Source organism: Streptomyces sp. S465 (genome assembly GCF_026898115.1).
Classification (GTDB): Bacteria; Actinomycetota; Actinomycetes; order Streptomycetales; family Streptomycetaceae; genus Streptomyces; species Streptomyces luomodiensis.
On record NZ_CP114036.1, the window covers coordinates 5,671,924 to 5,687,873 of the forward strand.

12 protein-coding genes are annotated in these 15,950 nt (G+C 74.0%); 5 read left to right on the top strand and 7 right to left on the bottom strand.

The genetic code is table 11. The features are described 5' to 3' along the window. Positions 1-50: 50 nt before the first annotated feature. The 5 genes from N6H00_RS23855 to N6H00_RS23875 are packed head-to-tail and all read right to left on the bottom strand — an operon-like array spanning position 51 to position 7,934. Positions 51-1,334 (bottom strand): ABC transporter substrate-binding protein, encoded by a 1,284-nt coding sequence (locus tag N6H00_RS23855; RefSeq protein ID WP_268973872.1) that lies wholly within the window; start codon positions 1,332-1,334, stop codon positions 51-53. Beyond that, on the bottom strand, positions 1,331-2,263 hold the full coding sequence (locus N6H00_RS23860) for a hypothetical protein (protein WP_268973873.1): 933 nt from the start codon (positions 2,261-2,263) through the stop codon (positions 1,331-1,333). Before N6H00_RS23860 ends, N6H00_RS23855 begins: the two co-directional genes overlap by 4 nt. After that, entirely contained in the window at positions 2,260-3,741 is a 1,482-nt protein-coding gene (locus tag N6H00_RS23865; RefSeq protein ID WP_268973874.1) for a VWA domain-containing protein, read from the bottom strand. Before N6H00_RS23865 ends, N6H00_RS23860 begins: the two co-directional genes overlap by 4 nt. A 12-nt stretch (positions 3,742-3,753) precedes the next feature. Then, positions 3,754-6,234 carry a serine/threonine-protein kinase gene (locus tag N6H00_RS23870; RefSeq protein ID WP_268973875.1) on the bottom strand — a complete coding sequence of 827 codons (2,481 nt, stop codon included), beginning with the start codon at positions 6,232-6,234 and terminating at the stop codon, positions 3,754-3,756. After that, positions 6,231-7,934 (bottom strand): S1 family peptidase, encoded by a 1,704-nt coding sequence (locus N6H00_RS23875; RefSeq protein WP_268973876.1) that lies wholly within the window; start codon positions 7,932-7,934, stop codon positions 6,231-6,233. The genes N6H00_RS23870 and N6H00_RS23875 overlap by 4 nt, the downstream gene beginning before the upstream one ends. Before the next feature lie 520 nt (positions 7,935-8,454). On the opposite strand from N6H00_RS23875, the gene N6H00_RS23880 reads away from it, so the two are divergent. From N6H00_RS23880 to N6H00_RS23890, 3 genes are all read left to right on the top strand, one after another. Continuing rightward, positions 8,455-9,207 (top strand): IPT/TIG domain-containing protein, encoded by a 753-nt coding sequence (locus N6H00_RS23880; RefSeq protein WP_268973877.1) that lies wholly within the window; start codon positions 8,455-8,457, stop codon positions 9,205-9,207. Between the two features lie 40 nt (positions 9,208-9,247). Continuing rightward, positions 9,248-10,564 carry an IPT/TIG domain-containing protein gene (locus N6H00_RS23885; protein ID WP_268973878.1) on the top strand — a complete coding sequence of 439 codons (1,317 nt, stop codon included), beginning with the start codon at positions 9,248-9,250 and terminating at the stop codon, positions 10,562-10,564. Positions 10,565-10,674: 110 nt separating this feature from the next. Next, positions 10,675-12,144 carry a glycoside hydrolase gene (locus N6H00_RS23890; protein WP_268973879.1) on the top strand — a complete coding sequence of 490 codons (1,470 nt, stop codon included), beginning with the start codon at positions 10,675-10,677 and terminating at the stop codon, positions 12,142-12,144. Positions 12,145-12,160: 16 nt separating this feature from the next. Here the strand turns inward: N6H00_RS23890 and N6H00_RS23895 are convergent, their stop codons facing one another. Together N6H00_RS23895 and ku are read right to left on the bottom strand one after the other, a co-directional pair. Beyond that, positions 12,161-12,310 carry a hypothetical protein gene (locus tag N6H00_RS23895; RefSeq protein WP_268973880.1) on the bottom strand — a complete coding sequence of 50 codons (150 nt, stop codon included), beginning with the start codon at positions 12,308-12,310 and terminating at the stop codon, positions 12,161-12,163. Between the two features lie 80 nt (positions 12,311-12,390). Then, positions 12,391-13,554 carry a non-homologous end joining protein Ku gene (gene ku, locus N6H00_RS23900; RefSeq protein WP_268973881.1) on the bottom strand — a complete coding sequence of 388 codons (1,164 nt, stop codon included), beginning with the start codon at positions 13,552-13,554 and terminating at the stop codon, positions 12,391-12,393. 30 nt (positions 13,555-13,584) lie between these two features. On the opposite strand from ku, the gene ligD reads away from it, so the two are divergent. Beyond that, a complete protein-coding gene (ligD, locus tag N6H00_RS23905; protein WP_268973882.1) occupies positions 13,585-14,547 on the top strand; it encodes a non-homologous end-joining DNA ligase in 963 nt (320 codons plus the stop codon). After that, on the top strand, positions 14,544-15,479 hold the full coding sequence (locus N6H00_RS23910; protein ID WP_268973883.1) for an ATP-dependent DNA ligase: 936 nt from the start codon (positions 14,544-14,546) through the stop codon (positions 15,477-15,479). The genes ligD and N6H00_RS23910 overlap by 4 nt, the downstream gene beginning before the upstream one ends. Positions 15,480-15,950 lie beyond the last annotated feature (471 nt).

Consider the following 15,950-nt stretch of genomic DNA (forward strand, 5'->3'; position numbering starts at 1 on the left):
GCGGACCGTCGGCGGGCCCGTACCGGCGGGGAACCGCCGGCGGGCCCCGCTCAGCCGCAGACCGTCGACAGCCAGGGCTGGTCGGGGTCGCCGCGCAGGCTCTGACGGACCTTCTCCAGACTGCGCAGCAGCCCGTCCGGCCGCTGGGTGGTGTCGCTGAGGTAGGTCAGCGCGGCCCGCTGGAAGGCGAGCCGCATCCGTGTGGGCATGGCGTCGGAGGCGTCCAGGCACAGCGACGCCGAGTCCCGGAGGGTCGTCGCGATCCTCCGGTCCACGGCGTCGTCGCCCTGGGCGTCGAGCGGCACGTCGCGGTTGGCGAAGAACGGGTGGGTTCTGTCGCCGGCGGTCTTGCTGCCCCAGGCCCGCTGGGCGTCGGCCGAGGCCAGGTAGCGCATCAGCTCCCGCGCCTGCGGGGTGCCGCGGAACATCGCGGCGAAGTCCGCCGACACCTCCCGGGCGGTGGACCGCCGGTCGGCCCGCGGCAGCAGTCCGGCGGAGAAGACGAAGTCCGCGTCGGCGGGGCGGGCGTAGCCACCGCGGATGAACGACCCCTGGTGCTCCAGCGCACACGGTGGGTCCGGGGCGAACAGCCGGGCGCCCGCCGCGCGGAAGTCGGTGATCAGCGCGGTCCGCGCGGTGTCCATGCCGAAGAGCGACCCCCAACTCCGCCACGCCCGCTCGACCCGGGGGTCGGTCCACGGCAGCCCGCCGGTCGCCCAGTCCTGGTAGACGGACCGGCCCTGCTGCTGGAGCAGCAGATCCTCGATCCAGTCGGTGCCCGGCCACCCGGAGGTCGCGTCACCGCCCATGCCGACGCACCACTGGCGCCCGTCGGCGGCGAGGGCGGGCAGCGTGCTCCGGCGGCGGTCCCGGTCGAACCACACGATGCTCTTCAGATCGGCCTTGACCGCGATGCCGTAGACCGGCCCGCCGGCGGTCAGCCGGGGCGTCCACAGCGCGCCGTAGGCCGTGCGCCCGGCCGGGAGCACCCCGTCCAGCGGGGCCAGCAGGTTCTGCTGGGCGTAGGACGCCAGCTCGCCCGAGCTGGGCAGTACGGCGATATCGGGCGGGGTGCCGGCGTCCACCTCCGAGGACAGCACCTCGCGCAGCGCGGTGGTGCCCTGGTAGTCGACGTGGATGCCGTGGTCGCGGGTGAAGGTGTCCAGCAGCTCGCGGAACGCACGCCCCTCGGCGCCGGTCCAGGTGGCCAGCACGGTGACGCCGCCGCGCGACTGCCGTCCGCCCGTGTCGCCCGCGGTGAGCGCGCACAGCACCACCAGCCACAGCCCGAGGACGGCGGCGGTCACCTGCCGGGGGCGGTTCGCGGCGCTCATCGGGGCTGGAACCTGTACTCGTCGATACGCGGCTGGAGACCGGCCACGATCAGCGCCGCGAGCACCGCGCCGCCCAGCGGTATCCAGCCGACCGCACCGGCCCGCCAGTGGGTGTCCCGCAGGGTATCCGTCACCCTCTTGGCCGTTCCGCCGCTGGCGGAGCCGATGTCGTCCTGGCTCAGGCTGATCCGGGCCGACTCCAGCCGGTCCTGGGTCTGGTACGTGAAGACGGCCAGCGGGACCACGGCGATCAGCAGCCCGGTCGCCGCCGCCAGCCAGGGGTTGACCAGCCGGCGGAAGCGGTGCCGCAGGAAGCGCTGGGTGTGCACGAGCAGCGCCGCCAGCGTGAGGAACAGCACCGGCACCAGCACCCACCAGGCACATGACAACAGCCAGCCGAAGGAGGTCTGCTGGTTCAGGACCCGGAGCTGCCGCCTCTGCACCGCCCCCAGCCGCTCCAGGATGTCGCCGTCGCCGCGCTCCAGCATGGTGCGGGCGTAGGAGAGATAGGCGGCGCGCAGATTCGCGTTGCCCCGGTGCACATACGCCTGCTCGATGATGTCGCTGTAGGAGGAGACCAGGCCCGCGATGGTGAGCAGCGACTGGCGGGCCGGCTCGCCCCCGGTGGTGCTCTTCACCGCCTGGGCGAGGCTCTGGTTGGCCGTGGACAGCCTGGTGCGGTAGTTCTCGCCGAGGCCCTCCACATCGCCGGTGGCGCCGGTAAGGGCGCCCTCGGCCTCGCGGTAGGAGCCCCTGAGGGCCTCCGTCGCGGCGGCGACCTGGAGTATCGCCGGAGTGGACCGGTCGGTCACCGCCGCCGAATTGCGGCTGACGCCGTAGTACGCGGCCAGCAGCGTGGCCACGGCCGCCGCCGTGACCACCAGCAGGGCGACCAGCCGGCGCACCAGGAAGGCACGGGTGCCGCTCATCCCGCGCCGCCCGGCCCGGCACGCAACGGAGCGTCGCACTGCTGGCAGAACCCGGCGGTGGCGGGCGACCGGCGCCGGCAGACCGGGCAGCTGACATCGGCGGCGGGCGGCGCGGCGGGCTCCGGGGGCGCCAGGCCCGCGAACCGGACGCTCTCCTCCGACACGATGATCGCCGAGTTGAGGTCCAGCGGCCGGAGGGGTTCGCGGATCCGCACCTCGCCGGCGGCGGCGTCGTCGATGTGGACCAGCCCGCCCAGCCGGGCCAGCATCTTCTCACCGCCCAGCTGATGGGCGAGCTGGACGGCGCGCCCCCACTGGCGGCGGGCCGTCTCCCGGTCACCCGCCTCGTACGCGTCGCAGCCCGCCGTGATGGCGTGGCCCAGCTCGGAGTCGGCGTCGTAATGGGCCAGCCGGGGATCGATGCGGGACGAGAGCACCGGATCGTCCGTCCACTGGACCAGCACCGACTCCGGCTCGGGCGGCGGCAGTGCGGTGTCGCCCTCCACCGCCAGGTCCACGGCGGCCAGCTCCACGTCCTCGCCCGTCGGATCGCCGCGCGGATCGGCGACCACGCACACCTGGTACTCCCGGACCTCGTCGCCCCACGCCGTGGCCCGCCACTCCCAGGTGCGCTCATCGGGGCGGACGCCCTCGTCGGTGACGTCCACCCGGGACGGATGCACCTGCTTGACGAAGCCGACCCGGCCACCCGACCGGGTGCGGATCCGGATGCGCACCCCGGCCAGCGCCTTCGCCATCGACGCGGAGACCATCCGCTCGAACTCGGCGGTCAGCGCGGAGTCCTCGAGGACCGCGTCGGCCCTGCCGTGCAGCCGGCGCGCGATCCGCTTCAGCTCGGCGGCGTCCCAGCCCTCGCCGATACCGCGCGCGTCACACGTGAAATGCGGTGCGCAGGCGTCCAGCACCTGATCCAGATAGCCGGGCGGATCGTGTTCGTTACGGCCGTCGGTGAGCAGCAGCGTGTGCCGGAGCGCGGCGGGCTGCCGCAGATGGAGCCGCCGGGCGAGATCCAGCCAGGAGCCCATCGCGGTGCCGCCCACCGCGGGCAGCCGGGCCGCGACCCGCGCGGCGGCGGCCTTGGTGTCGGGCCCCGCCACCGCCATACCACCGGTGAACGGATAGACCACCTGGGCCTGTTCGGTGCCCTCGACGATGGCGAAGCGGGTGCCGTCGCGGAGCACGCCGACCGCCGTGGCGGTGGCCCGCCGCGCCGCCGCGATCTTCGTCGGCGGCCAGCTCATTGACGTCGAGCAGTCGATGACGATGACCTCGGACGCGGCGGTACGGGCCGCCGCCGGGCCCAGCCCCTGGGCCCGCACGCTGACGATGGCGTGCATCTCGGTGCGGCCCGCGGAGGCGGGGAGGTACTTGTTCTGGTGCACCCGCAGGGTGAGGGCCGGGGCCTGCGCCGCGCCCGCCGGGCCGTGGTGTCCGTGCCTTCCGTGGTCCTCGCTCATCCGATCCCCCTGTCAGAAGCGAGTCATGGGCCTGACGGCGTTCGCCCGGTCGACCAGCACTCCGAGTGCCTCGGGACTGTCCGCCTGCCGGGCCAGCCGCCGAAGGGTCCCCTCCAACTCTTCGCGCAGCGCGTGCTCGCTCGCCCACTCGCCGAAGACCAGCTCCTGGGGTGAGGGCTCGCCGCTCTCCCTTTCGGCAGCGACGTGCCGCCTTTCGACAGCGACGCGCCCCTTCGGCTCGCCCCCGGCTCCCGCCGGGAGGCGGCCCCCGGGCCCGGCGGGCCGGCCGGGCGGTCCGAACGGCCCGCCGGGCCCCGGCTGCCGCTCCGCCCAGTCCAGCGTCACCTCCAGCGTCTCCGCGGTCAGCCGGTCGCGGGCCGGGCCGGACGGCCGGCCCTCGTCCAGGTACAGCCGGGGCAGCCGGGTGCGCACCTCCGCCAGGTCCTCGGCGGCCGGCAGGGCGTCGGGGTGTCCCAGCCGCCCCGACAGCACCCGCACGATGGCGATCCGCGCGGCGTCGTAGTGGCGGGAGACCTTCGGCACCCCGCCCAGCACGTCCACGGCCCCGCCCCGGTCGCCCGCGGCGAGCCGGAGCCGGGCCAGCCCGAAGGCGGCGCTGCCCTGGGAGCGGTTGCGCTGCCACACCGCCTCGTAGAACCGCTCGGCGGACTCGTGGTCGCCCAGGTACTCGGCGCAGTAGCCCAGCGCCAGCTTGGGCGCGTACTCGCCGGGCAGGGCGCTGTAGACCTCGTCGAACTCCCGCCGGGCGTCGGCCACCGCGCCGTCCGCGAGCCGCAGCAGGGCGCGGTGCCAGGACAGCCGCCAGTCGTACCGGGCGGCGGCGCCGATCAGCCGCACGGCGATCGCCAGCTCCTCGGCGGCCGCGTCCCGTTCGCCCAGCTCCAGATAGGCGCGGCAGGTACGCAGCCGGATCTCGGCGGAGGGGCGGGGGAAGGCGTGCAGCTGCTCGATCAGCCGCCGCGGACCGCTGTCGGTCGGGATGCCCAGCAGTGCCGTTCCCGGATCGGCCGGGTCCGGGAAGGGCACCGGCAGCCCCAGCGGCACCCGCTCGGGGCGGGGCAGCCCGGACGCCAGCAGCGGGCGCGGGTTACCGGCCAGCCAGCGCTCCAGGCCCGGGATGCGGCCCAGGGAGGCGTCCAGCAGCGCCGAGGCCGGGGCGAAGAGCGTGGACGGCTCGGGCTGCTCCCGGCGCAGCCGCAGCGCGTGGATCTCCCGCAGTACGCCCCACAGCTGCTCGGACATCTCCGCCGCCGACCCGAACCGCCGCTCGGGGTCGGCCGCGGTGGCGCGGGCCAGCACCCGGCGGTAGGACTCGGCACCCAGGCCCGGCGGCCGCTGGGCCTGCCGGGTGGCCTGGTCCGACAGCTCTTCGAGGGTCCTGCCGACGCCGAAGAGGTCATGGCGCTCGGTGAGGGCCGAGGCGCCCCGGGCCAGCACCTCCGGCGCGGCGAACGCCTCGGTGATCACGGGCGGCTCGCCGTCCCGCTGGTCCAGCCGCCGCACCGCGCCGAGGTCGATCACCTTGACCCGGTCCTCGTGGTGCATCACGTTGCTCGGCTTGAGATCGCAGTAGAGCAGCTTCTCGCCGTGCAGATAGCCCACCGCGCGCAGCACCAGACAGCCGTAGGCCAGGATGTGCTCGTACAGCCGCGGCCCGTCGTACGGCCTCACCGCGTCCGCGATGTGGTCCTTGATCTGGTCGAGCGTCATCCCGTCGACGAACTCCATCACGATGTAGCCCGTCAGCGCGCCGGTGTCCCGGGGGTCGGGCCGGCTGACGTAGTTGATGATCCGGACGATGCCGGGGTGGTCGAGCATGGTCAGATAGCGGCGCTCCTCGACCGCCGCCCGCAGCGCCGCCTCGTCCTCGTTGTTGATCAGGCCCTTGATGGCGACGGGCTGGTCGTCCAGCTGGGTGTCCTCGGCGAGATAGACCCAGCCGAGCCCGCCGTATCCCACACAGCCGATCACCCGGTACTGATCGCCCAGCAGATCCCCGGGGCGCAGCTGGGGGGTGAAGTCGAACGGATGGCGGCAGCGCGGGCAGTAGCCCCGGGAGAGCGCGGGCTGTCCGGCGTAGGGCGCGCCCACGATCTCGTCGCACCCCTCCCGGCCACAGGTCTGGCCGCGCGAGGGGGGCCGCGGATCGTCCATCACCAGGTCGCGCAGCGAGGGCAGTTCGACACGAGGCAGGTCCAGCGGGTCCTCGCCGGCCGGCCGCACGGTGAACTTCCGGGCCACGGCGCGGCGACGGGCGCGGGCCGTGGCCGCGGTGGACTCGGAGACCAGACCGCCGGGAGCCGGGGCCACCGGGGGCGCGGACGCGGACGCGGGCGTGGCCGCGGGAGCCGGGGCGGTGGGCCGGGGTCTGCGGCCGCACTCCGAGCAGAACCCCCGGGCGTTGATCCGGCCCAGGCCCTCGCCGCGGCAGTCCGGGCGGTCGCAGACCGTCGGGTCCGTCATGGCCGTCATGGCGCCTCCCCCTCCGGCGGTGTGTGCACGGCGGCCACGAACCGGTCCACGGCGCGGCACGCCTCCGGCAGATCGCACGGCACCTCGGCCAGCAGCCGCACCGCGGCGCGGTGCAGCGGGATCAGCTCCGCCCGCTCGGATTCCGCCTTGGCCCCGAGCATCGCGGTGTACGACGCCAGCTGCCACTTCAGCTCCTGGACCCGCGGCTGCTGCGCGTCGATCACCCGCAGCGTCTCCTCGGCCCGCTCGGTGACCCTCCGGACCGAGTGCTCGAACGCGGCGAGCTTGGCCACGACGCGGTGGGAGCCCAGATCCGGGTCGGAGCGCAGCCGGGTCAGGTTGATCCGTAAGGCCGTGGCGTCCTCGGCGTGCGATGTCGACAAGGACGAGCGGCGTGCCCCGCGCTCGGCCGCCTCGTGCTCGCGGTCGGCGGCCAGCGCCACCCGCCCGGCGAGCTCGTCCAGCCAGGTGCCGATCCGGTCGGCCTCCGGACGGAACAGCCGCTCGGCCAGCCGCAGCCCCCGGGAGTGGGGGTCGCGGAAGACCAGCATCAGCCGGCTGCCCCGGTCGGCGAGCAGCTTCATGAAGCGGACCAGCGCCTCCGGGTCGTGGGCGCGGTCCACTCCGACGGCCACGATGGTGAGCGGCACGGCGTTGGCCCGGACCCGGCTGAGCGGGGAGGTGTCGCCGGGCGAGCGCAGATCCATCCGGTCCGCGACCCGCAGCGCGACCTCGGTGTCGGTGCGCCCGGTGACGTCGATGGCCAGGTCCACACTGCCCAGCGGCGGTACGGTGCCGTGCGGCGCGGCGGAGACCGCCTCGTCCGGGCCGCCGCCCGACAGCTCGCGGTCGGCGAGCGTGACGGCGCGGCTGAGCGCCTCGTACCGCACGCGGTCGTCGTCCTCGATGACCACGGTCTCCACGTCCGCGATGCCCGCGCGCCCGGTCAGCGGCTCCCGGCGCAGCCATACGGCGAGCCGCTGGGCGAAGCCGACGTCCTGGACGCCGGCGGTCAGCCGGGAGACCAGCGGCCGGTCCACCCCGCGGGCACCCCGCACCCAGCGGTGGACCACCGGCAGATGGCGCAGGATCGTCTCGACCGGGATCATGTACGACACGCTGAGGCGCTCGGCGGAGGGGACGTCCACCGGGTCGTCGTACCGGCTGACGACCATGCCGATGACATGCCGGGTCGCCTCGTCCTCCACCCCGGCGCCGCTGAAGCCCTTACGGACCACGTCCCTGGGCGACTTGGGGTCCAGCCCCACCCACTCCGCCCGGGGGCCGACCCGCCCGGCGGTCTTCGCGCGCAGGTAGTGGCCGTTGTCCAGGCCCTCGGGGAAGCCGCCCATCCACACCGGGCGGCCGAGCACCGGCGGCAGCCGGTAGAGCGGCGCGGCGTGCTCGGCGGGCTGCGGCCGGCTCAGCCGCAGCAGCGCCACATCGCCGCAGCCGTCGGAGCGCTGGGGCACCCAGCAGCCGTCGGCGACGCGCGCGGGCACCGGCTCGGCGTCGGCCACCTCGACCAGGTCGACCAGGACCTCGGTGGCGGGCACCGGGAGCCCGTCGTCGGGGATCACATGGGCGCAGGTGAGCACCGTCTCGCTGCCCAGCAGGACCCCGGCGCCCAGGACGTCGCCGGCCGCACTGCGGATCCTCACCCGCCAAGTCCCCCCGCTGGAGGTCTCATCGGCGGTCATGCCCATTTCCGCCCCCATGTGGCAAGAGCATACGCCCGAGAGGTACGGAAGTGACCCGTCCGTCCGATGGGTCACAGGAACGGGTGAGAGGTGCGGCCCGGGATGGAATGAGGCGTTCCGGTGGGCCCTTCCGGTGGGCCGTTCCGGAGGCCCTTCCGGGGTCGGAGAGGGGCGTGCCGGGGCGGGTACGGGGCGGTCGGCGGGCCTGGCGCGTACCGTGCCCGACCCCGTATGTCCCGCACGCCCGGCCATTCGGGTGATGTGGCGTCACCCCTTCTTGTGGCGGGCTACGTCGGATGGATTACTGAAAGTGTGCGGTGGAACCCCCGCCGGTTTCTTTCCGGCGCTGGGGCGCCGCGTCCTCGTCGGTGCCAGGCGCCAGGCGTACCGCGAGGAGGACCGGGCGGGTGCCCCATGGCCCGCGGTCGCGCACCGGACCGCCGTGAGCGCGAGCGGGTCCAGCCCGTCCGGTCCCGTCCACGCACCGTCCTTACCGCCCTTGCCGAGGGGGCAATGCGCCATGCCCATCTCACCCAGCCAAGGCTCCACCGCCGGCGGCACCACCGTCACCATCACCGGTACCAATCTCGCCGGTGCCACCGCCGTGCACTTCGGCAGCAAGCCGGCCACCATCACCGGCAACACCCCCACCTCCGTCACGGTCGTCTCACCGTCCGGCAGCGGGGTGGTGCCGGTGACCGTGACCACACCCGGCGGCACCAGCAACCCGCTGAACTTCTTCTACGTCGGCGCGCCCTTCAAGTCCGCGCTGAGTACCACCTCCGGACCGCTCGCGGGCGGCAACACCATCACCGTCAGCGGCACCGGGCTGTCCACCGCCACCGCCGTGACCTTCGGCGCCAACGCCGCGACGCCCACCGTGATCTCCGACAGCCAGATCACCGCGGTGGTACCGGCCGGCGCCGCGGCCGGACCGGTCGGGGTGAGCGTCACCACCGCGGGCGGCACCAACAACGGCTTCTCCTACACCTATGTGGACTCGCCGACGGTCACCGGCTTCACGCCCGCCTCGGGCCCGCCCTCCGGCGGTACCGCGGTGACCATCACCGGCACCAACCTGGCCAGCACCCAGTCGGTGACCTTCGGCGGCATCGCGGCGCCGTTCACCGTCATCAGCGACGCCAGCGTGTCCGCGGTCTCGCCGCCCACGGCGGACGGGCAGCCCGGCCCCGCCGACATCACGGTCACCACCCTGGCCGGCAGCGCCACGGCTCCGACCCCGTTCCAGTACGTCGCCGGTCCGGGCATCTGATCACGCACGTGGGGCGACCCGCCGTAAAGGAGATCCGACCTTGAGCACCCCTCAAGCCACAGGTACGGGCACCGGTCCCGCGACGGCCGTGGCGTCCCCTCCTGCGATCAGCTCGGTGAGTCCCGCCGCCGGTTCCCCCGGCGGCGGGACCCTGGTCACCCTGACCGGGAGCAACTTCACCCAGGCGACGGCGGTCCGCTTCGGCCCGACGCTCGCCTCGTCGTTCACAGTGGTCTCCGCCACGCGGATCACGGCGGTGGCGCCGCCGGGCAGTGGCACCGTGCTGATCACGGTGACGACGCCGGGCGGGACCAGCAACGGGGTGGCGTACAGCTATACCGCCACTCCCGTTCCCTCTCTGACCGGGGTTTCGCCCGCTCAGGGGCCGGCTTCCGGTGGTACGACGGTGACGTTGACCGGCGGCAATCTGTTGGGGGCGACGGCGGTTCGGTTCGGGGCGGTCAGCGCTTCGTCGTTCACGGTCGTGTCGGCCACGCAGATCACGGCGGTGGCGCCGCCGGGCAGCGGCACGGTGCAGGTCACGGTGGTGACGCCGGGTGGGACCAGCAACGGGGTGGCGTTCACCTATGTGACGGCGCCGGTTCCGGTGCTGTCGGCCGTGTCGCCGGGGCAGGGGCCGGTCGGCGGCGGGAACTCGGTGACGCTCACCGGTAGCGGCCTTACCGGCGTCACCGCCGTCACCTTCGGTTCCGTGCCCGCTTCGTCGTTCACCGCCGTCTCGGCCACCCAGATCAACGCCGTCGCCCCGCCGGGGACCGCCGGGCCGGTGCAGATCACGGTGACCGGGCCGGGCGGCACGAGCAATGGGGTGACGTACTTCTACGTCGGTGTCCCCTCCCTCACCGGCGCCTCGCCCGTCCAGGGGCCGACGTCCGGCGGTACGACGGTGACGTTGACCGGCACCCATCTGTTGGGGGCGACGGCGGTCCGGTTCGGGGCGGTCAGCGCCTCGTCGTTCACGGTGGTCTCCGACACGCAGATCACGGCGGTGGCGCCGCCGGGCAGCGGCACGGTGCAGATCACGGTGGTGACGCCGGGCGGCACCAGCAACGGCGTTCCGTACGCGTACGTGGCCGTTCCCGTCCTCACCGGTCTGTCCCCCACCGGGGGTCCGCTCACCGCGGGGACCACGGTCACGCTCTTCGGCAGCGGTCTCACCACGACCAGCTCGGTGCTCTTCGGTTCCACACCCGCCCCCTTCACCGTCGTCTCCGACAGCTGGGTCACCGCCACCGCGCCCTCCGGCCCCGCCGGGCCGGTGAACGTGCGGGTCACCACGCCCGGCGGCACCAGCAACAGCGTCGTCTTCACCCGCGTCGCCGCGCCCGGGATCTGAGCCCAAACACCGCCCGCCCGCCGTAGAAAGCGCTGTCATACCTCTCGACAACGCCCGCCTGTGCCCCGACGCTTCGTAAGCGACGGGGACCGGGGCGGCGGAGGGGACTGATGATGCGACGAAGGACACTTCTGACGGCGGCGGGCACCACCCTGCTCGGCACCGCGCTCACCACCGGCACCGCATGGGCCGACGAGACCATCGCGGTCGACCCCGGCACCGAGCACGGGGCGTGGGAGGGCTGGGGCACCTCGCTCGCCTGGTGGGCCAATGTCTTCGGTGGGCGGGACGACTTCGCCGACCTGTTCTTCACCACCAAGGCGGTGGGCTACGGCGGCCGGTCGCTGCCCGGCCTCGGGCTCTCCATCGCCCGCTACAACCTCGGCGGCTGCTCCTGGACCAGCGTGGCCGGCGAGTCCATGGTGGCCTCGCCCAACATCCCCCGGTTCAAGCAGATCGAGGGTTACTGGCACGACTGGAACAGCGAGGACCCGGCCTCCTCGGCCTGGCACTGGAACGCCGATGCGGTCCAGCGGGCGGCGCTGGTCAAGGCCGTTCAGCGGGGCGCCGTCGGCGAGCTGTTCTCCAATGCGCCCATGTGGTGGATGTGTCTCAACCACAACCCGTCCGGCGCGGCGGACGGCGGCAACAACCTCCAGTCCTGGAACTACCGGCAGTTCGCGCTCTACCTCGCCACCACCGCCCGCTACGCCCAGGACCACTGGGGCGTCCGCTTCGCCACCGTCGAGGCGTTCAACGAGCCGTCCTCCGCCTGGTGGAAGGCGGACGGGACCCAGGAGGGCTGCCATGTCGACGCGGCGGTCCAGCGCACCGTCCTCGGCCATCTGCGCACCGAGCTCAACACGCGCGGGCTGACCGGCACCCGGATCTCGGCGTCGGACGAGACCAGCTACGACCTGGCCCGCACCACCTGGGGCTCCTTCGACGCGGCCACCCGCGCCCTGGTCGACCAGGTCAATGTGCACGGCTACCAGGGCTCGGGCGGCCGCCGCGACCTGCTGTACGCGGATGTGCGCGCGGCCGGCAAGAAGCTGTGGAACTCCGAGACCGGCGACAGCGACGGCACCGGTCTGACCCTGGCCACCAACCTCTGCCTGGACTTCCGCTGGCTGCACCCCACCGCGTGGTGTCACTGGCAGGTCATGGACCCCAGCGCCGGCTGGGCGCTGATCCACTACGACCCGGACACCGCCCAGCCCGGCGCGGTGCAGACCAAGTACTACGTACTCGCCCAGTTCACCCGCCACATCCGCCCCGGGATGCGCATCCTGGAGACCGGCTCGGACCACGCGGTCGCCGCGTACGACCCGGCCGCGCGCCGGCTGGTCCTCGTCGCCGTCAACCCCGGGGCCGCCCAGACGCTCACCTTCGACCTGTCCCGCTTCGGCCAGGTCACCGGGGGCGCGGGCGGGCTGGTGCCGCGCTGGTCCACCCAGACCTCGGGCACCGGCGATCTCTACACCGCGCGTCAGGACACGGCGCTCGACGGCAAGCGGCTGAGCGTGCCGTTCGCCGCGAAGTCGGTGCAGACGTTCCAGATCGACGGGGTGACGGAGTAGCGCGGCGGGGCCGGGGCTACGGCGCGAGGCGGCGGACGATCCGGCGCAGCTGGTCCGCGTAGCGCTCGCGGAACTCCGGCGCGTCCGGCACGCCGAGATCTCCCCGGAGACCGAGCGCGTCACGGGCCGCCCCGGGCGTACGTTCGCGCGGTGGGCGCGGGACCACGTGGCCGCCTTCCGCTGAGGCGCACGGCGCCGGGCCCCGCCGTGAGGCGCTGTGGCGCGGGCGCGGAGGGCGCGCTCGGGTCAGGAGGCGGTGCGGGTGCCTCGCTTGCCCGTCTGCTTCTTGGCGGCGGTCTTCTTGGCTGGGGTCTTCGCGGCTGTGGTCTTCTTGGCTGGGGTCTTCGCGGCTGTGGTCTTCTTGGCTGTGGTCTTCGCGGCCGTGGTCTTCTTGGGTGCCGCCTGCTTCGTGCCGGTCTTCTTCCCGGTGGTCCCCGCCGCCTTCTCCGCGGGCTTCTCCTCGGCGGTCTTCGTCCCGCTCTTCCTCGTCCCCGCCGCCTTCTTCCTGGCGGCGGGGGCCTTCTTCGCGGGAGCCTTTTTCGCCGGGGCCTTCTTGCGGCCGCGCAGATGGGTGACCGTCGCCTCCTCGCGCTCCGCGCCCTCCTCCCCGGTCTCCTCACCGGCCTCCTCGCCCCGGGTCCGCCGGGCGCTGCGGACGCTCTCCTGGAGCGCCGCCATCAGGTCGACCACCTGCGCGCCCGTGGGCCGCTCGCCGGGCTCGGCGGTGGGGGCGGCGCCGGACATCTTCGCCGCCACCAGGGATTCCAGCGCCTCGTGGTACTCGTCGTGCAGGTCGTCCAGGTCCACCTCGCCGAGCGTCGCCATCAGGGTGTCGGCGAGGTCCAGTTCGGCAGGCTTCACGGTCACCTTCTCCTTGGGGGCCACCCCCGTGGACTCGCGCACCTCGTCCGGCCAGAGCAGCCGGTGCAGCGCGAGGGTGTCGCCCACGACGCGGAGCATGCCCAGCCGCTCGCGGCCGCGGTGGGCGTATTTGGCGATGGCGACCTTCTCGCTGCGCTTGAGCGCCTCGCGCAGCAGGGTGTACGGCTTGGCCGCGGCGGCGCCGCCGGTGCCCAGGTAGTAGGCGTCGCCCATCTGGAGCGGATCGATCTCCGAGGCGGAGATGAACGCCTCGATCTCCAGGGTGTGGGTCGTGGGCAGCGGCAGGGCCGCGAGGTCCTCGTCGGTGATCGGGATCAGCGCGCCGTCCGCGTCCTCGTACGCCCGCCCGATCTCGCTCGCGTCGACCGGCTCGTCCTCGAGCTCACAGACCTTGCGATAGCGGACGCGGCCGCCGTCGCGAGTGTGGATCTGCCGGAACGAGATGGAGTGGTCCTCGGTCGCCGAATACATCTTGACCGGAATGCTCACTAGACCGAACGAAATGTTCCTATTCCAGATAGATCGCATACTTGATCCCTTTCGTGAGATTCTTATCGTATGTCTCCGATCGCGGAGGTGGAGGGGCGGCGGATCGCGCTCAAGAACCTCGACAAGGTCATCCATCCGGCCACCGGCACCACCAAGGGCGAGCTGCTGCACTACCTGGCGTCCACCGCGGACCCGCTCCTCGGCCATCTGCGCGGACGGCTGCTGGCGTTCCTGCGGTACCCGGACGGCCCCGACGGCCAGCGGTTCTTCACCAAGAACCCGCCCCCGGGCACGCCCTCCTGGGTGACGACCGCCGAGGTCACCCGCCATGAAGGGGAGACCGCGCGGCAGGTGCTGGTCCAGGACCTGCCCTCGCTGATGTGGGCGGCCAACCTGGTGGTGGAGTTCCACGCCCCGATGTGGCGCGTCGACGCGGGGGTGGGCGTCGCCGACCGGCTCGTCTTCGACCTCGACCCCGGGCCGCCCGCCACGATCGTGGACTGCCGCGCCGTCGCCGTATGGCTGCGCGAGCGGTTGCGCGCCGACGGCCTCACCGCCTACGCCAAGACCAGCGGCTCCAAGGGGCTGCATCTGCTGGTGCCGGTGGCGCCGACCGCCTCCCGGCAGACCACCGCCTACGCCAGACGGCTGGCCCAGGAGGCCGCCCGCGCCATGCCGGACCTGGTCGTGCGCAAGATGACCCGCTCGCTGCGGCCGGGAAAGGTGTACGTGGACTTCAGCCAGAACGCCGCCGCGAAGACCACCGCCGCGCCGTACACCCCCCGCGCCCGCCCCGAACCGGCCGTCTCCACGCCCGTCACCTGGGAGGAGGTCGAGGAGTGCCGCGATCCCGCGGAGCTGTCCTTCCTGATCGACGACATCCCCGGGCGGCTCGACCGCCACGGGGATCTGCTCGCCCCGCTGCTGGACCTGGCGAGGGCGCGCCCGCTGCCGACGGGCGCCGGCAGCGGTGACGACTTCGAGGATGACGGCGACGGCGAAGGCGACGACGAGGGTGCGGCCGGCCGATGACCCCCCGTGAGCTGCCCCTTCGGCCACCCGTGGACGTGGCGCTGGCCCGCGTCGTCCCCACCCTGCCGACCGCCCCGCCCGGCCGGCGGCTGGCCTACGAGCCGAAGTTCGACGGGCACCGGCTGCTGATCTTCCGGCTGGAGGACGCCGTCAGGATGCAGGCCCGCTCCGGCCGCATCGTCACCCGCGCCTTCCCCGACCTGGCGGCCGCCGCGCGGCCCCTTCCGCCCGGCACCGTCCTCGACGGCGAGGTGGTGGTGTGGACCGGCGGCCGTACCGACTTCGCCGCCGTCCAGAAGCGCGCCTTCGCCGCGTCCGAGTCCCGGGCGGGCCGGCTCGCCCGTGAGCTGCCCGCCTCCTACGCCGCCTTCGACCTGCTGGCGATCGGCACGGAGGACCTGCGGCCGCTTCCTTACGCGCTGCGCCGCGCCCGGCTGATGGCGCTCCTCGAACCGCTCGGCCCACCGCTTCAGGCCGTTCCGATGACCACCGACCCGGAGACCGCCACCGCCTGGTACGAGGCGCTTCCGGAGATCGGCGTCGAGGGCCTGGTCATCAAGGACCTGGACCAGCCCTACCGGCCGGGCCGCCACTGGCGGAAGCTGCGCCATTCGGAGACCCGTGACGCCGTCGTCGTCGGCGTCGTCGGCCCCCGGCTCCGACCGCGCGCCCTGGCGCTGGTGCTCCCCGGCGACGACGCCCCCGTGATCTCCGCACCGCTGGCCCCGGACGTCCGCGCCCAGCTCGCCACGGCCCTGCGCGACCTGCCCGAATCCCAGCCGCCGCCCGCGCAACTCCCCACCGCGCCGGACCGGGTGGGCGTCGAGATCGCCTACCGCCCCATCGATCCGGACCTGACGGTCGAGGTCCGCCAGGAGAGCACGGTCCGCCACGCCGCGACAACGGTCATACGCCTCCGCACCCCCGACTGACCACCCCCGCCGCCCCCGGCTAGGCCCGCCCCGCTCGGCTTAGCCCGGCCCGCCCGGCCCCGCGCCCCCTCGCCCCGGCCGTCCGCCTGATCTTGTTGTCGCCCGGCCCCGCACCCCGCGCGCCCGCCCGCGCGACAACGCGCGGCGCGGGCGACGGGCGGGGCCCCCGGGGTGGGGGACTGGCGCGGGCGATGACCGCGGGTCCGGGCATGGGTGGCGGGCGCGGGCGATGACCGGCGCGTGCCACGGACGTGGGTGACCGGCGCGGACGACGGGCGCGGGTGGCGCGTGCGGGCCCCGGGTGTGGGTGACTGGCGTGGGTGAGCGGTGCGTGCCACGGGCGTGGGTGACCGGCGTGGGTGACGGGCGGGGGCCACGGACGACGGCCGCGGGTCCCGGGTGCGGGTCCCGGGCGTGGGTGACCGGTGCGGACGACGGGCGCGCGCGAGAGCGCGGGCCCCGGGTGTGGGT